Origin of the sequence: Paraburkholderia sp. BL9I2N2 (assembly GCF_004339745.1) — a bacterium.
In the GTDB taxonomy this organism is placed as follows: domain Bacteria; phylum Pseudomonadota; class Gammaproteobacteria; order Burkholderiales; family Burkholderiaceae; genus Paraburkholderia.
The window spans coordinates 338,611-353,789 of the sequence record NZ_SMGP01000002.1 but is presented as its reverse complement, the minus strand read 5'-3'; the positions used below and the strand labels follow the sequence as shown (position 1 = coordinate 353,789).

General features: G+C 63.6%; 13 protein-coding genes. 5 read left to right on the top strand and 8 right to left on the bottom strand.

What is annotated here, in order from left to right; all coding sequences use genetic code 11:
* Positions 1-20: 20 nt before the first annotated feature.
* Positions 21-1,106 (top strand): porin, encoded by a 1,086-nt coding sequence (locus B0G74_RS23530; RefSeq protein WP_132379314.1) that lies wholly within the window; start codon positions 21-23, stop codon positions 1,104-1,106.
* 76 nt (positions 1,107-1,182) lie between these two features.
* Here the strand turns inward: B0G74_RS23530 and B0G74_RS23525 are convergent, their stop codons facing one another.
* Together B0G74_RS23525 and B0G74_RS23520 are read right to left on the bottom strand one after the other, a co-directional pair.
* Positions 1,183-3,552: an FdhF/YdeP family oxidoreductase gene (locus B0G74_RS23525; protein WP_243658291.1), complete on the bottom strand. Its 2,370-nt coding sequence runs from the start codon at positions 3,550-3,552 to the stop codon at positions 1,183-1,185.
* 133 nt (positions 3,553-3,685) lie between these two features.
* On the bottom strand, positions 3,686-3,883 hold the full coding sequence (locus B0G74_RS23520; protein ID WP_132377274.1) for a hypothetical protein: 198 nt from the start codon (positions 3,881-3,883) through the stop codon (positions 3,686-3,688).
* A 195-nt stretch (positions 3,884-4,078) separates the two neighbouring features.
* On the opposite strand from B0G74_RS23520, the gene B0G74_RS23515 reads away from it, so the two are divergent.
* Positions 4,079-4,324 (top strand): DUF6723 family protein, encoded by a 246-nt coding sequence (locus tag B0G74_RS23515; RefSeq protein WP_132377273.1) that lies wholly within the window; start codon positions 4,079-4,081, stop codon positions 4,322-4,324.
* 41 nt (positions 4,325-4,365) lie between these two features.
* Here B0G74_RS23515 and B0G74_RS23510 read toward each other — a convergent pair whose 3' ends face one another.
* The gene (locus tag B0G74_RS23510) at positions 4,366-4,602 is read right to left on the bottom strand and encodes a hypothetical protein (protein WP_132377272.1); all 237 of its coding nucleotides are present in this window, start codon (positions 4,600-4,602) and stop codon (positions 4,366-4,368) included.
* 156 nt (positions 4,603-4,758) lie between these two features.
* On the opposite strand from B0G74_RS23510, the gene B0G74_RS23505 reads away from it, so the two are divergent.
* The 3 genes from B0G74_RS23505 (at position 4,759) to tkt (ending at position 8,332) form a co-directional block, all read left to right on the top strand.
* Positions 4,759-5,046 (top strand): hypothetical protein, encoded by a 288-nt coding sequence (locus B0G74_RS23505; protein WP_132377271.1) that lies wholly within the window; start codon positions 4,759-4,761, stop codon positions 5,044-5,046.
* A gap of 395 nt (positions 5,047-5,441) precedes the next feature.
* Complete coding sequence (locus B0G74_RS23500) at positions 5,442-5,987, top strand: cupin domain-containing protein (protein ID WP_132377270.1); 546 nt, start codon at positions 5,442-5,444, stop codon at positions 5,985-5,987.
* Positions 5,988-6,247: 260 nt separating this feature from the next.
* Positions 6,248-8,332, top strand: coding sequence for a transketolase (gene tkt / locus B0G74_RS23495; protein ID WP_132377269.1), 2,085 nt, complete (start codon positions 6,248-6,250; stop codon positions 8,330-8,332).
* A 104-nt stretch (positions 8,333-8,436) separates the two neighbouring features.
* Here the strand turns inward: tkt and B0G74_RS23490 are convergent, their stop codons facing one another.
* The 5 genes from B0G74_RS23490 to B0G74_RS23470 form a co-directional block, all read right to left on the bottom strand.
* Positions 8,437-9,522 (bottom strand): hypothetical protein, encoded by a 1,086-nt coding sequence (locus B0G74_RS23490; RefSeq protein WP_132377268.1) that lies wholly within the window; start codon positions 9,520-9,522, stop codon positions 8,437-8,439.
* 217 nt (positions 9,523-9,739) lie between these two features.
* Positions 9,740-10,843 carry a cell division protein ZapE gene (gene zapE / locus B0G74_RS23485; RefSeq protein WP_132377267.1) on the bottom strand — a complete coding sequence of 368 codons (1,104 nt, stop codon included), beginning with the start codon at positions 10,841-10,843 and terminating at the stop codon, positions 9,740-9,742.
* Between the two features lie 120 nt (positions 10,844-10,963).
* Positions 10,964-13,294: a PAS domain S-box protein gene (locus B0G74_RS23480; RefSeq protein WP_132377266.1), complete on the bottom strand. Its 2,331-nt coding sequence runs from the start codon at positions 13,292-13,294 to the stop codon at positions 10,964-10,966.
* Positions 13,295-13,298: 4 nt separating this feature from the next.
* Positions 13,299-14,102, bottom strand: coding sequence for an alpha/beta hydrolase (locus B0G74_RS23475; protein WP_132377265.1), 804 nt, complete (start codon positions 14,100-14,102; stop codon positions 13,299-13,301).
* Between the two features lie 132 nt (positions 14,103-14,234).
* Positions 14,235-15,137, bottom strand: a complete 903-nt coding sequence (locus tag B0G74_RS23470) for a YihY/virulence factor BrkB family protein (RefSeq protein ID WP_132377264.1) — start codon at positions 15,135-15,137, stop codon at positions 14,235-14,237.
* Between the last annotated feature and the right edge of the window lie 42 nt (positions 15,138-15,179).

Sequence of the window (15,179 nt, the reverse complement as noted above, 5' to 3'; positions counted from 1 at the left end):
TGAGACTACATACAAAATTAATGGCGGCGCTCGCCGTGGCAAGTCCGCTGACATATGGTCAAACCAGCGTGAGCTTGTATGGCCGCCTCGACGCCGGTCTGGAATACCTGAACCACATCAACAATGGCGCGGGCGGCAGTTCGAGCCGCTGGAGCGCTGAAGGCGGCGACTGGGGCACCAGCATGCTCGGCCTCAAAGGCAACGAAGATCTGGGCGGCGGGCTCAACGCGATCTTCAACCTCGAAACCGGTTTGCAGGTCATGAACGGCACGACGAGCGGCGGGCGGCTCTGGTCGCGGCGCGCGTTCGTCGGATTGAAGAGCGAGCAGTGGGGCACCTTGCAGGCTGGCCGTAATCTGTTTATCGACAGCGACGGCGTTTGGGAATTCGATCCGTTCGTGCAGCAGGCGTTTTCGTCGGCCTCGCTCGTGCGTGGGCGCAACTGGCAGCAAACCAGCAACAACGTCGAGTATCACAGCCCGGTCTTCTGGGGTTTCGATGTACAGGCGCAATATGCGTTCGGCAATCAGGCGGGCGCTTTCAACAGCGGCGCGGCCGGCGAGTTCGGCCGCTCGGACGGCATCATGCTGAGCTACCACTCGCCGCTCTTCGACGTGCGCGGCATTTACGACGAACTGCGTGACAACAACGGCCGCTTCAGCAACATCTTCCAGGCATCGCGCGAATATTTCGCCGGCGTCAACGTGCATTTCGACGCGGTGAAGATTCAGGGCGCCTACACGCATTACTCGGCGCCCGATTCGCCGGTCGGCGTCGCCGACTCGGCCGATCACTACTGGCTCGGCGCCACCTACAACTTCCTGCCGCGCTGGGCCATGACGGCGGGCGGCTTCTATATAAAGGTCGGCGACGGCTCGGGCGATGCCGCCCACGACCCATCCGGCCACGCGATGATGTATGTGCTCGGCACCACCTACAACCTGTCGAAACGCACCTTCCTGTACGGCACCGTGGGCTACGTGCGCAATGGCAGCAACTCGAATTTCTCGCTCGAAGCATCGCCGCGCGATGCGAGCAACAATACGAGTCCGCTCGTGGGTGAATCGCAAACCGGTGCTTATGTCGGCATGTTGCATCAGTTCTGAAGCAGCGTAGGCTGCAGGCAGTTTGGCATCGCAGAAAGGGCGCTCCGGTTCAGGCCGGCGCGCCCTTTGTGCATTCTCACGCCGCCAAATCCTCGCTCGCCGCCGACTTGCGCAGCCGCACCGGAATCGACTTCGACGCCGGCACCTGACTCGATTGCGCGTGATGCGAGAGCGGAATCAGGCGATTGCACTCAGGGTAGTAGCCCATGATGCAGCCCAGTGGAATGTCGAACGCGTGGACATGCATGCCGTCCACTTCGCGCGTCACGTCGTCGTCTGAGACGGTGGAGATGCACACCGCGTCGCCCTCCGAAAAGCCGAGCCGCGTCATGTCGTCCTGATGCATGAGCAGTACGCTGCGGCTGCCACGCACGCCGCGAAAGCGGTCGTCGAGACCGTACACGGTGGTGTTGAACTGACTGTCGCCGCGTGCCGTCATCAGGCGCAGTACGTCTGGACCTCGCGACGGCATGTCCGCGTCTTCGTCGAGCGTCTCGGGCACGATGAAATTCGCCTTGCCGCTTGCCGTATTCCATTTGCGCTCGCAAGCGGCGAGTGGCCGGTGAAACCCGCCTGGTTGCCTGAAGCGCTGGTTGAAGTCCTTGAACTGATCCGGATAGGTGCGTTCGATTGCATCGCGCACCAGCGAGTAGTCGTCCACCCACGCATCCCAGTCGATCTTCGGATTGCGCGGCAGCAGAGCTTTTGCAAGGCCCGCGACGATCGCGGGTTCCGACAGCAGCATGTCGCCGGCCGGCTCGGCGAGTCCGTGCGAGCCATGCACGCAGGCCGTGCTGTCCTCCACGCTGACCCATTGCTCGCCGCTCGCCTGGCGGTCGATCTCGATGCGCCCGAGGCACGGCAGCAGGTACGCGACCTCGCCGTGCAGCAGATGACTCCGGTTGAGTTTGGTGGCGATCTGCACCGTGAGCCGCAGCCGCTGCCACGCGGGGTCCATCACATGATGATCGGGAATCGCCACCTGAAAATTGCCGCCCAGGCCGATGAAGGCTTTGACCTTGCCGTCGAGCACGCCACGGCATGCTTCGACCGTGGTCATGCCTTTGTCGCGCGGCGGCTCGAAGCCGTAGAGTTCCTTCAGCTTGTCGAGCGGCGCGAGTTCAGGCTTTTCCGTGATGCCGACCGTGCGCTGTCCCTGCACGTTCGAGTGACCGCGAATCGGGCAGATGCCCGCGCCCGGCCGGCCGATATTGCCGCGCAGAAGCAGCAGGTTCGACAGCATCTGCACGTTGTGCACGCCGCTGCGATGCTGCGTGATGCCCATGCCGTACAGCACCATCGCGGCATTCGCTTTCGCGTACACACGTGCCGCGCTTTCGAGCGCGCCGCGGCTGAGTTGCGAGTGGTGTTCGATCTCTTCCCATGAAGTGGCGCGCATCGCGTTAGCGAAGGTTTCGAAGCCATGCGTATGTTCGGCGATGAAAGCCGCGTCGAGCACCCGCGGCTCACCGTCGCGTTGCGCGTCGTCGTCCCATTCGATCAGCAGCTTGCAAAGTCCGGCAATCGCCGCCGCATCGCCGCCAATCTTCACCTGATGATATTGCGTGCTGATCCGCGTATCGGCCGGGGTAAGCATGTCGAGCGGCGACTGCGGGTTCGCAAATGTGACGAGCCCGCGTTCCTTGAGCGGATTGAACGTGATGATTTCCACGCCGCGTTTGCGCGCATCCTGCAACTGATGCAGCATGCGCGGCGCGTTGGTGCCGGTGTTGTGGCCGAAGAACAGCATGCAGTCGGTATGCGTGAAGTCTTCGAGTTGCACGGTCCCGACCGGCACGCCGATCGACTTCGGCAAGCCGACCGAGGTGCTTTCGTGACACATGTTCGAACTGTCCGGCAGGTTGTTGGTGCCGTACACGCGCGCCATCAGCGCATACATGTAGGACGTTTCGAGCGACGCCCGGCCCGATGCATAGAACACCGCTTCATTCGGATCGAGCGCCTGCAGTTCGCTCGCGATTTCGGCGAACGCATGTTCCCAGGTGGTCTGCACGTAGCGGTCGGTCGCCGGATCCCAGCGCATCGGCGCGGTCAGCCGCCCGCGCGACTCGAGTTCCAGACCGCTCCATGAGCGCAATTCGGCCAGCGTATGGCCGGAGAAAAAGTCCGTATCGATATGTTTGCTGGTGATTTCCCACGCGGTCGCCTTTGCGCCGTTTTCACAGAACTCGAAGAGATGCGGGTCCGCGGGTTTGGCCCATGAACAGCTTACGCAGGCGAAGCCATCCGCCTTGTTTTGCTGCGAGAGGATGCGGCTGCCGTTCAACGTCACGTGTTCCTGCACGAGGATCGACGCGACCGCTTTCACCGAGCCCCAGCCGCCCGCGGCGTTGCGGTACTCCTTGATGGGCGCGCTATCGGGCGTGCCGGGTGTGCCTTTCGTTGCACTCTGCGGCGCTGCTTCGACAATGTGATCGGTGCTCATGTTGACTCCTGGCGGGTTGCCGGTCCCTGAGCGCCGGCTTACCCGAAGAGTCCGCAATTACCGGACCACTGGTTTAATTTGCGCTTACACGCATTCCGCCCAGCCCTCGCCTTGCAACGCCACTTGCATAGGATCATGCGGCGCTGACTGGCGGCGGCCTGGCAGGCGGATCGCCGTCTGGCGCACGATCCGGATCATGCGGCGGCACGTCGTCGGGCGGCGGCGACGGATCGGGATCGCTCGTCGGGCGCGGGGCGTCGGGGTCGACTTCCGGTGGCATCGGCGTATGCAGATGCAGACTCGGCATGCAACGCTTGCTCGTCATAGTCATCGTGGTCTCCGTGATGTGCATGCCTGTCAATCGCAACAGGCATGCCACCGGCTTCATTCGCCGCGAATGCGAGCCCGCGCCGCGTGGAACAGCTATTGCTCGACCACAGCATGCGCGTCGCGCCACAGAGGCGATACGTGCCGCGATATCACTCTGGATATGACGCACTGAAGTGCAGGGACAAGGGAAAGAAAAATGGCGCGACATAAGGCCGACGTTGCTGACGATGACTTCGAGATTTACGCCAGCTATCACGGAACAGGCGACGGCCGTTACGTAGGTGGACTGAAGGTTGTCAGAAAAGCGGACAGAAGAATTCTGTTTCCATTCGATGGCGCGCCCGAAATCGGGCCCTACGCGACCGCCGACGAGGCGCGCCGCGCCGCGATCGACTATGGCCGTGAGATCGTGGCAGCGGATCGCGCGAGCCCTGAGAACTGACGGATGGCGGCGCACTCGCGCCGCCCGTAGAAGGGATTGCCTTATGGCATGCCGCCGAGCGACGGAGAAATCGTGCTGCCACGACCGGGGTCGTCGGGATGTTCGTCAGGCAGCGTCGGCCGCGCCGAGAGCGGTGGATGCGTGCGATAGCAACTGTCGATCGAGGTATCGGCGAGGCAGCGCTGGAATGAGTCCGCGTCGTTCTTTTGCGCGAAGGTGTACAGGGTGCGTTCGACTTGTACTTCAGTATCGGATACGCGAATCGTCGTCATTGTCATGAGCTTCTCCTTTTTACAAATGTCGGTCCAGACCTCCACCGCACTTGCCGCAACGGCTGTGCCCAGCTTGCCGTTGGCGTGCTGAGGGGCGTGTTGACGGAGAGGGACCGGATGTTGCTGCATCGAAGACATATCCGAAATCAGAAGGAGGGCGGCATGCAGACCGAACCGCAGGACACCAAACCGCAGGACACCAAACCGCAGGACCAGCTCGACGCGCTAGTTACAGACGAAGTGAAACAGCGCAACAAGCCGAGCGGCACGCACTATGTCGAACCGAGCCCGCTTGGTATTGAGCCCGTCGAACAGACCGGCGTGGACAAGGCGACCAATCCGCCGCGCTCGAACGAGCGCCCGGCCCAAACCACCGAAGTCCCGCTCGGCACCGGCTCTCATGCCGAGCCGCCCGGAGGCGGCGGACGTGAATCGCAGCGCAAGCAATGATGCGGCGTATGCTGGTTCCGGAGTACAAGCCGGAAATCCGAGGGAGAGATGCATGCAACAGGAAAACGAACCGCTGAGCCCCGGCGACGAAGCCTCGGCGGATGCGCCCGGCGTCGGCGGCGGCTGACCAACGGTGACGGGCATGCGCGGCACTCGACCCTCGCGGCCGGTGCCACGCAGACTGAGATAAACAGACTAAGCGAGCAATACTTCATATGTTTGCGAAATTCGTCCATCGCCACGGCAGCGCGCACAGAATTGCCCAAAAAGAAGCGCGCGCGAAAGCAGGCGCGCTTTATGCGGCGCTGAAAAGATCGCCCGAGCCGGCTGGCGCGTTGTCTTCAACGCCGGCTGCAGGGGAGCACAGCGATCTTCAGGACGCAAAGGAGCAAACCATGTTCAACGATTCAAAGCATGGATTCGACGCCGCCAAGACCGAGTACGAGGCCTTCATGCTCAAGCCGCACGACTGGGTGCCGAACAACCGCACATTGCCGGTCGTGATTTACAGGCGCGCCCTCATGCCGGATAGCGGCGATCTGGCGGCCGCGTTCGAAATTCTCTTCGAACGCAATGCGTGGCCGCCGCAGTGGCGCGACGGCATTTTCGACTACCACCATTTCCACGCCACCGCGCACGAAATACTCGGCGTGACGGACGGCTCCGCGCAAGTGATCATCGGCGGACCGGGCGGCAAGGTGGTGACGCTATCCGCCGGCGACGCGATCCTGCTGCCGGCCGGGACTGGCCATTGCCTGCAATCGTTCGCCCGGCATTTTCGGGTCGTGGCCGGCTATCCGGAAGGCCAGCAGTGGGACATCCGCCGCGAGGCGCTCACGCCGGACGAACTCGCGGCCATGGAGGCGTTGCCTTTTCCGCCGCTGGATCCGATCGACGGCAAACATGGTCCACTAGTCGAGCACTGGCTGCGCGCGGCTTGATGCTGGCGCACGCCGTTTCTTCCCCCTTGTCCGCCCCGATCGGAACGGGCTCGCGTCCCAAGCCCTCCGAAAGATCCGCTCCCCGCAGCGAACCCATCTGATGCCGCGTGTAACGCTCCGTGCAGATTTGCGCGCATCGGCGCATCATCGTTGAGCCTCGCAGCGGTTCCTCATGCGTTCTTCCACGTAACACGGTTCGCCGGGTGCGCCGAAACAGAGCGTCCCGGCTTTCTCTTCAACCGCCGAACAAGGAGTGTCCCATGCAAAACGATCCCGCCCTCGATCAGCTGTGCATCAATACGATCCGCACGCTGTCGATGGACGCTGTGCAAAAGGCCAATTCTGGTCACCCCGGCACGCCGATGGCACTGGCACCCGTTGCCTATCATCTGTGGCAAAACCATCTTCGTTACGACCCGGACGAGCCGTTGTGGCCGAACCGCGATCGCTTCGTGCTCTCGGTGGGACATGCGTCGATGCTGCTGTATTCGCTGCTGCATCTGGCCAACGTGAAGGCGGTGGACGAGGAGGGCAAACCGACCGGCGCGCCCGCCGTTTCCCTCAACGACATAGAGCATTTCCGCCAGATCGACAGCAACACGCCGGGGCACCCCGAGTACCGCATGACCACCGGCGTCGAGACCACCACCGGGCCGCTCGGCCAGGGGCTCGGCAACAGCGTCGGCATGGCGATGGCGGGGCGCTGGTGCGAGAGCCACTTCAACAAGCCGGATGCGCCGCTCTTCGACCATCGCGTCTACGCGCTGTGCGGCGACGGCGACATGATGGAGGGCATCTCGCACGAGGCGGCTTCGCTCGCCGGGCATCTGAAGCTGTCCAATCTGATCTGGATCTACGACAGCAACCGCGTGACGATCGAGGGTCATACCGACCTCGCATACAGCGACGACGTGGAAAGCCGGTTCCACGGTTACAACTGGCATACGCTGCGTGTGAACGACGCCAACGACGCCGCCGCGCTCGAAGCCGCTTTAGTCGAAGCGAAAAGCATCACCGACAGGCCGACGCTGATCGTGGTGCACAGCATCATCGGCTGGGGCTCGCCGCATAAGCAGGACACTTCGTCGGCGCATGGCGAAGCGCTCGGCGTCGAAGAAGTGGCGCTCACCAAGAAGGCGTACGGCTGGCCGGAGGACAAGTTCTTCTATGTGCCGGACGGCGTGCACGAGCGCTTCGCGGCGGGCATCGGCGCGCGCGGCAAGGCGGCACGCGAGCAATGGCAGGCGCAGTACGACGCGTACACCAAAAAGTACCCGGAGCTCGCGCGTGAATTCGCGCAGATGGAAGCGCACGAACTGCCGGCGGGCTGGGACAGCGACATCCCCACATTCGACGCGGATCCGAAGGGCGTCGCGTCACGCGATTCGTCGGGCAAGGTGCTCAACGCGATTGCCGCGCGCGTGCCGTGGATGATCGGCGGCGCGGCGGATCTCTCGCCGTCCACCAAAACCAACCTGAAATTCGAAGGCGCGGGCAGCTTCGAGCACGATAGCTACGGCGGCTGCAATCTGCACTTCGGCATCCGCGAACACGCAATGGGTGCGGCGGTGAACGGCCTCGCGCTGTCGAATCTGCGGCCGTTCGGCTCCACGTTCCTGATCTTCAGCGACTACATGAAGCCGCCGATCCGCCTCTCGGCGATCATGGAAGTGCCGTCCATCTTCGTGTTCACGCACGATTCGATCGGCGTGGGCGAAGACGGCCCGACCCATCAGCCGATCGAGCAACTGGCCTCGCTGCGCGGCGTGCCGGGGCTCACCGTGCTGCGTCCGGGCGATGCCAACGAAGTCGCCGAGGTTTGGCGGGTGGCGCTGTCGGATCCGCGGCGGCCGTCGTGCATCGTCGTGTCGCGTCAGGCGCTGCCCACGTTGGACCGCAGCCGCTATGCCGCCGCCAGCGGCACGCAGAAGGGCGCTTATGTACTCGCCGATGCGCCCGATGGACAGAAGCCGCAAGTGATCCTGATGGCGACGGGTAGCGAACTCTCGATCTGCGTCGACGCGTACGAGAAGCTCAAGGGCGAGGGGATCGCGGCGCGCGTGGTGTCGATGCCGTCGTGGGACATCTTCGAGCGCCAGGACGAGGCGTATCAGGACTCGGTGCTGCCACCGGACGTCGACGCGCGTGTCGCTGTCGAACAGGCTGCCTCGCTCGGCTGGGACCGCTATGTGGGCCGTCTCGGCGCGCAGGTGGTGATGCATACGTTCGGCGCGTCCGCGCCGCTCGCCGATCTGAAGAAGAAGTTCGGCTTCACGCCGGAGCGTGTGTACGAAGCGGCGAAGCAGCAGATCGCGCGAGTGCAGTCCAAGCGCAGTCAGGAGTAAGGCACGGATAGGTCCGCCGCGGGAAAGAGCCGGTGGCTTGATAAGAGCCGCCGGCTTTTTTATCCGCCGCCGCGAACTCGCGGGCCGCCGCCGCTATCGCGCGATCAATTCGCCGGAATCGTCACCACCGGCGCCTTGCTGCTCGTATCGGCTTCGGCCAGCGCCATCAGATTCTGCACGACCGTAAAGGCATATTTCGAATCGAAGTCGTTGCGATCGACCCAATACGTCGACGGTCCATACGCGATCATCACGTAGGCATTCTCAGGCGGTGTTTTGCCGGAGTGCACGATGATGGTCGGCCTGGTCTCGCCGCCGATCAGGCCGACGGTCGGCTTGGTCGAGCCATCGGTGATCCGCTCGACCGGCACCTGCACCTGGGCGCCGAGGTCGGAAAGGATGCCGAGCACCGAGCGCGTCACCATCGGTATCTTGTCGCCCTTTTGCGATGCCGACGACGGCCCGTAGACAATCTCATAGGTCCGCGTATTCGACGACAGATGCAGCAGTTTGCGCACGCGGGCAAGATCGGCCGCCGTGGCCGGCGACTCGCCGCTGGTGGTTGCGCCCATCACCAGATACACGCCCATCGCCCCGCTTTTGCCGTCCGCCTGGCGCGACTCGACGTTCAGTTCGCCGGCCAGTTGCAGACGTCGCAGCGCTTGCAGTAACTCGAAGAAACCCGGCGCACCCGCGCTGTTTTCGCCGCCGAGCGCATTGCCGTTCTGCAAGCCGCCCACCGATTGCGCGGTGATGCGCAACAGCAGATCGATCGGAATGCCGCCTTCGGCAAGCGGCAACACCAGCGACGGCGCAAGCGGGCGGATGTACGCTGACGCGAAGGCTTCGCCTGTGGTCGGCGTGAAGGTGAAGGTCGGGTGATTCGAATACGAAGCGCTGCCCGTTGCGAGCGCGTAATTCGGCTGGCTGCCCGAGCCGACGTTGGCCGTGGCGCCCGCGGTGGCATCGAACGTATAGGCGGCGATGATGCTGCTGACCGTCAGGAACGCGGGCGCGTCGCCGTAACGCAACCCGACCACGGCGGCGAGAATCTCGCGTTTCTTCGCATCGCCGAGGGCGCGCGCATAGTCGACCTGATCGGCTTTGAGGCGGGATGGTCCGATGTGGACGCAGGCGGAAGTGACGCAGGCCGCGCACAATGCCGCGGCGACAGAAGCGGTTCTGATCATGAGGACGGGAAGAGCGGAACGCTATCCGCTGAAGAATGGGCCCGCAACGGCGGTAGCAGGTCCTATTCCCGAATGGCGGCGCGCAGGCGCCATCCGCCGTTTCATCCTATGAATAGCGGGGTTTTCTCTCGACGATGGCGATTCAAAGAGGGTGCGCAGGATTTGCGATTGTTTTGCAAGATTTGCAGAATACGCACGTAAGTAGCTGCCCGGCAGCTTAAGAGGAACCGTCCATTGCATCTGCCGGCGTGTCCGCCGAGTCCTCGTCCATCCCGTCGAGCGTGTTGCGATAAGCGCGCGATTGCATTTCGGCGAGCCGGCTCAGCGTGCGCGACAGATCGTGCGCGCCTTCCAGGCCGCTGAGCGCCGCTTCGATCGGTTCGTCCGAGGCGATGAACAGCGCACGCTTGCGGTCGTAGAGAATATCGACCAGCCAGATCAGCCGTTGTAGCGGGTGGGATTGGCTCAGCCATTCGGTGCGCAGATTGTCGAGAATCAGACCGTGCCATTGCTCGGCGAGATCCAGATAGTCGAGATGCGAGCGGCTCGCCATGCACAGATTCTCGAAGTCCGCCCACAGTAATGCCGCGCCCGCCGCGCGTGCGGCAAGCGGGCGGCCGGCCGCGCTCACCGTAACCGGATCCAGCGTTTCGCTGCCTTCATAACGCACGAAAATCTGGCGCATGGTTTCACGATTGGCGGCATCGAGCGGCGCGAAGAAATGCGGCACTTGTGCTTCTTCACCGCCGAAACGGTAGTCGCGCGCGCCGTCGAAATGAATCACGGTGAAGCAGTGTTTGATCTGTTCGATGGTCGGCAGAAAGCGCTCGTGAAACTCCGGGTCGGATAGCAGGCCATCCGGCGCGTAGTTCGAGGTGAGCACGATGTGTGTGCCGAGACCGATTGCGGTATCGAGAAAGCGGCCCATCAGGAACGCGTCGGCGATATCGTGTACGTGGAATTCGTCGAAGCACAGCAACTCGACACCGTCGAGCCATTGCCGCGAGACCGAGCCGAGGCGGTCGTCGCCGCGCGGCTCGCTCACGAGCCGCCGGTTCATCTCACGCAGAAATTCGTGAAAGTGCAGACGCCGCTTGCGGCAGGTCGCCAACTCGAACACCGTGTCGACCACGAGGCTCTTGCCGCGCCCCGGCAGGCCGTGGCAATACACGCCTCGATGCGCCGCTGGCGAGTTGGACCGCGCGCGCCGGCCATTCGCGCCGAGCAGTGCAACGAGCGCGCCGATCGCTTCGCGCTGGCTCGCATCGGGCGCGATGCCACGCGCGGCCAAGGTGCGTGTGACTTGAGCGCCGTCAAGCATGAGCAAGCTTGCCGGTGCGTGGCGAAACGGTTTCGCAAGAGATGGCGGCGAATGCGGCAGCGGTGTCGATGGGCATAAAGGGGCGGCGGGCGGAAATCGCGTCAGTTTAACAAGGCGCGCTCATACCCGCTGCCGGCTCAACACCCGTTGCAACTCGCCCGGATCGACCGGCTTCGTGAAGTGATGGTCGAAGCCGGCGGCCACGGCCGTCTGCTTGTCCTGCTGCTGGCCCCAGCCGGTCACGGCGATCAGGACAATGCCGGCGTCCTGGTAATCGTGGCGAATGCGCCGCGCCACTTCATAGCCGTTCAGAAGCGGCAAGCCGATGTCGAGAATCACCGCCTGCGGCGCGAACGCGCCGATCAGTTCAAGACCGGCGATGCCGTCGCCGGCCGTGCGCACTTCGTGGCCTTCGAGTTCGAGCACCATCGCGAGACTGTCGGCGGCGTCCGCATTATCGTCGACGATCACGACGCGCAAACCCGCCGCGTGCGGCGTCTCGGTCGGCGCACTGTCGGACGGCAACGAAGCGGATTTGGTCAGCGGCAGGCGGATCACGAACTCGCTGCCTTTGCCGGGGCCGTCGCTGAAGGCCGCGACCGTGCCGCCATGCAGTTCCGCGAGGCCGCGCACCAGTGCGAGGCCGATGGCGAGGCCGCCTTGCGAGCGGTCCAACGCGGGCGCGAGTTGCGAGAACATTTCGAACACGCTGTCCAGATGCTCGCCCGGAATACCGATGCCGGAATCGCGCACGACGATTACCGCTTCATCGCCCTCGCGTTCCGCAGCGAGCGAAATGCTGCCGCCAGGCGGCGTGTACTTGGCGGCGTTGTTCAGCAGATTCAGGATCATCTGCGACAGGCGCGTGGGATCGGCAACCAGATAAAGCGGTTCGCGTGGCAGCGTCACGCTCAGATGATGCGACGAGGCCTGCACGGTCGGCCGCGCCGCTTCCATGGCCGATTGCATTGCGCGCGCCAGTTCGAGACGTTGCTTGCGCAACTCGAGCTTGCCCTGAGTGATGCGCGAGACTTCCAGCAGATCGTCGACCAGATGTGTCATATGTTGCAGTTGCCGGTCGAACACGTCGCGCGACCAGTTCAATTGTGGATCGGCGAATTCCTTGAGACGCAGAATCTCGAGCACGTTGCGCATCGGCGCCAGCGGATTGCGCAGTTCGTGCGCGAGCGTGGCGAGAAACTCGTCCTTGCGGCGATCGGCCTTCGAGAGTTCGAGATTCAGCCGCGTGAGTTGCTGCTCGGCGCGCCGTCGCTCGGTAATGTCACGGTTGATGCTGACCGCGCCGTAAATATCGCCGCGCGCGTTCGCGAGCGGCTTGACCACGGTTTCGCACACGCCGCGCGAACCGTCGCGCCGCACGAACGGCAACTCGCCGCGCCACGTGCCTTCGGCGGCGAGCGCCGCGAGCGCTACCCGGCGGATGCTCAGCGCTTCTTCCGGCGGCAGGAAAAGCGCGACCGGTTTGCCGAGAATCTCGCGCATGCGATAACCCAGCATGCGCTCGCCGCCCACGTTGAAGTCGGTGATATTGCCGCGCAGGTCGGTGATCACGATCGCATCGCTCAGGTGCTCGAAGATCGCGGCCTGGCGTAGCAGGACCGTCTGCGCTTCCTTGCGTTCGGTAATGTCGATGCCGAGGCCGTAGATCATCAGCGGCTCGCCGTGGCGGTCATACGTGGCGCGCCCGCGGCCTTCCATCCAGCACCAGTCGCCGCTCGCATGCAGAAAGCGGAATTCGGCGACGTAGTCGTCACCGGCTTCCACCGCATGGTCCACTGCCTCGTTCAGCGCAACCAGATCGCCCGGATGAATCAGTTCGAAAAAGCCGCCGGGCGTGCTGGCGAAGCGGCCTTCGGCATAGCCCGCGAGCGCTTCCAGTTCGCGGCTCCACCAGAACTTGCCCGAATTCGGTTCGTGCGACCACGCGCCCATGCGCGCGCCGCGCATGGCGAGACTCAACACGTCGCGGCTTTCCTGCAACTCCCGCTGCGCGAACTGATGCGCGGCCACGGACGCCTCGGCATTGCGCCGTGCGAGCAGCAGCTCCTGCTCGTACTTATGGCGGTCGGCGACGATCAGCACCGCCACTTCGAGGTAAGTCACGTCGCCATGACGGCGGCGCACCGCGTTGAGCAGCATCGGCACCATGTGGCCGTCGCGATGCATCATGTTCAGCTTGACCTCGGCCACCGAACCCTGCATTTGCAGCAGCGGCGCCCAATGCGTCTGATAGAACACCTTGCCGCCGGCGCTCAGCAGATCCTGGATTTGCTTCGCCCCGGCAAGCTCCGCGGTCTCATAGCCGAGCCAGCCGCAGAAGGTCGCGTTCACGCGCAGGATGCGTCCGTTGGCATCGGTGACGAGCAGGCCGCAGGCGGCGTGCTCGAATAGTGCGTCGGCTGAGGGCAGCGGGCGGTCCGTGCTTTGCATCGTGCTACAGGCTCATCGGCCCGAGAAAGGCGTTCATCGCGTCCGCGCTTGCGCTCGGTGAGCTGAGGTGTGGACAATGGCCGACGTTCTCGATGAGATGCAGCGTGCTGCCAGGCATCATGCGGTGCAGATATTCGCCGACCGCGCACGGCGCGATGATGTCGTCGCTACATTGCAGAATCAGCGTGGGCGTGGTGGCGCGCGACAGTATCGCGCGATGGTCGGAGAGAAACGTGACGCGCGCGAATTGCCGCGCGATCTCGGGGTCGGTGCGGCAGAAACTGTTGGTCAGTTCGACGCCGAGCTCCGGCTGCTCCGGCGCGCCCATGATGGCCGGCGCCATCGTGCTCGACCAGCCGAGGTAGTTGCTTTCGAGGGTGCGCAGCAGGTCTTCGATATCGTCGCGCGAGAAGCCGCCGACGTAGTCGCCGTCGTTCACATAACAGGGCGAGGGGCCCACCATGATGAGCGCGGAGAAGAGTTGCGGCGCCTTGAGACTCGCGATCAGGCCGATCATCGCGCTGACGGAGTGGCCGACGAACACCACCGGACCCTCGGCGACTTCGCGGATGATCTCGATCAGGTCGCTGGCGTAGCCGTACAGCGAGTCGTACTTGTCGATGTCGTAGGCGCTCAGATCCGACGAGCCGCTGCCGACGTGATCGAACAGCACGGTCCGGTATTCGTCATGAAACGACGGTGCGAGGTAGCGCCACATGGTTTGATCGCAACCGAAGCCGTGCGCCAGCACCATGGTCCGCTTGCCGTTGCCGGAAATCTGTATGTTGTTGCGTAGGGTGATGCTCATTGTCGGGTCCTGAAGCCTGCCGGGTGGAGGCGGTTACGCCAGGCGTGCGCCCCGGCCGGTATTCAGGAGAATGTTACCCCAGTCTTGCCATTCGCCATGTTGCCCGAGGCGTAGGGCGCATCGCGGCGAGGCTCAATCGGTCTTGATTTCCGGTTGCGGCGCCTGAAGCGGCTCGCTTCCGAATCGTTCGTATTGCGAAATCACCTGGGCTCCCAGCAGCAGCAGGGTCGCCAGCCACTCCAGGCTGAACAGGATCACGATGGCCATTGTCAGCGATCCGTACACCAGGCTCACCTGCGAGAGAGTCGCGAAATACCAGACCAGCACGTGCCGCGTAATCTCCCATAGCACCGCGGCGACCACGCCGCCGAACAGCGCATGTTTGAGCGAAGGGCGCCCGACCGGCATCACCATATAGATCGAGGTCAGCACGAACACCTCGCCCGCGAGGCCGAGCAGATACAGCACGACGCGCGAGAGTCCCTGCAACGAAACATGCAGGCCGAATAGTTCGATGCCTTCGGCGCCGATCGCCTCGAGGCCGCTCGACACGAAGGTGACGATCAGCAGGCCGACGCCGAGACACAGAATGTAGCAATACGGCAGCATCGCCGAGAGCAGGAAGTGACGCCGCCTTACCACCACGCGGTGGACGAAAATCAGCGACATCGCGTTTTCGAGCACGGTGAAGGCCAGCGAACTGAAGAAGATCATCGTCAGCAACAAGACCCAGCCGATCACCGCGCGATGTGCGAGAAAATTGGCCAGTTCGCGCACCAGCGCATTTGACTGGCCCGGCACCAGCCATTGCAATAGATGCGCGAGCGCCGCGAGCAAAGTATGTTGGGGCACGAAGCGCGACAGGGCGATCACGATCAGGATCATGAGCGGCACGATCGAAAGCAACGCGTAATACGCGACCGCGCCCGCGAGCAGCAAGCCCTGGTTGGCGCGAAATGCCTTCAAGGTTTGCAGCGCGAATGTACCGGGATGTTTCGCCACATATAACGCGTGGTCGTCGATGATGGATTGCATGTGACCTCACAGCGCGCGTGGCTGGCCTGCCGGAATGCCGGT

What these genes read in the sequence shown, in the direction of transcription:
- B0G74_RS23530 (WP_132379314.1), top strand. Translation starts at nt 21, where the DNA reads ATGGCGGCGCTCGCCGTGGCAAGTCCGCTGACATATGGTCAAACCAGC.
- B0G74_RS23525 (WP_243658291.1), bottom strand. Translation starts at nt 3,552, where the DNA reads ATGAGCACCGATCACATTGTCGAAGCAGCGCCGCAGAGTGCAACGAAA.
- B0G74_RS23520 (WP_132377274.1), bottom strand. Translation starts at nt 3,883, where the DNA reads ATGACTATGACGAGCAAGCGTTGCATGCCGAGTCTGCATCTGCATACG.
- B0G74_RS23515 (WP_132377273.1), top strand. Translation starts at nt 4,079, where the DNA reads ATGGCGCGACATAAGGCCGACGTTGCTGACGATGACTTCGAGATTTAC.
- B0G74_RS23510 (WP_132377272.1), bottom strand. Translation starts at nt 4,602, where the DNA reads ATGACAATGACGACGATTCGCGTATCCGATACTGAAGTACAAGTCGAA.
- B0G74_RS23505 (WP_132377271.1), top strand. Translation starts at nt 4,759, where the DNA reads ATGCAGACCGAACCGCAGGACACCAAACCGCAGGACACCAAACCGCAG.
- B0G74_RS23500 (WP_132377270.1), top strand. Translation starts at nt 5,442, where the DNA reads ATGTTCAACGATTCAAAGCATGGATTCGACGCCGCCAAGACCGAGTAC.
- tkt (WP_132377269.1), top strand. Translation starts at nt 6,248, where the DNA reads ATGCAAAACGATCCCGCCCTCGATCAGCTGTGCATCAATACGATCCGC.
- B0G74_RS23490 (WP_132377268.1), bottom strand. Translation starts at nt 9,522, where the DNA reads ATGATCAGAACCGCTTCTGTCGCCGCGGCATTGTGCGCGGCCTGCGTC.
- zapE (WP_132377267.1), bottom strand. Translation starts at nt 10,843, where the DNA reads ATGCTTGACGGCGCTCAAGTCACACGCACCTTGGCCGCGCGTGGCATC.
- B0G74_RS23480 (WP_132377266.1), bottom strand. Translation starts at nt 13,294, where the DNA reads ATGCAAAGCACGGACCGCCCGCTGCCCTCAGCCGACGCACTATTCGAG.
- B0G74_RS23475 (WP_132377265.1), bottom strand. Translation starts at nt 14,102, where the DNA reads ATGAGCATCACCCTACGCAACAACATACAGATTTCCGGCAACGGCAAG.
- B0G74_RS23470 (WP_132377264.1), bottom strand. Translation starts at nt 15,137, where the DNA reads ATGCAATCCATCATCGACGACCACGCGTTATATGTGGCGAAACATCCC.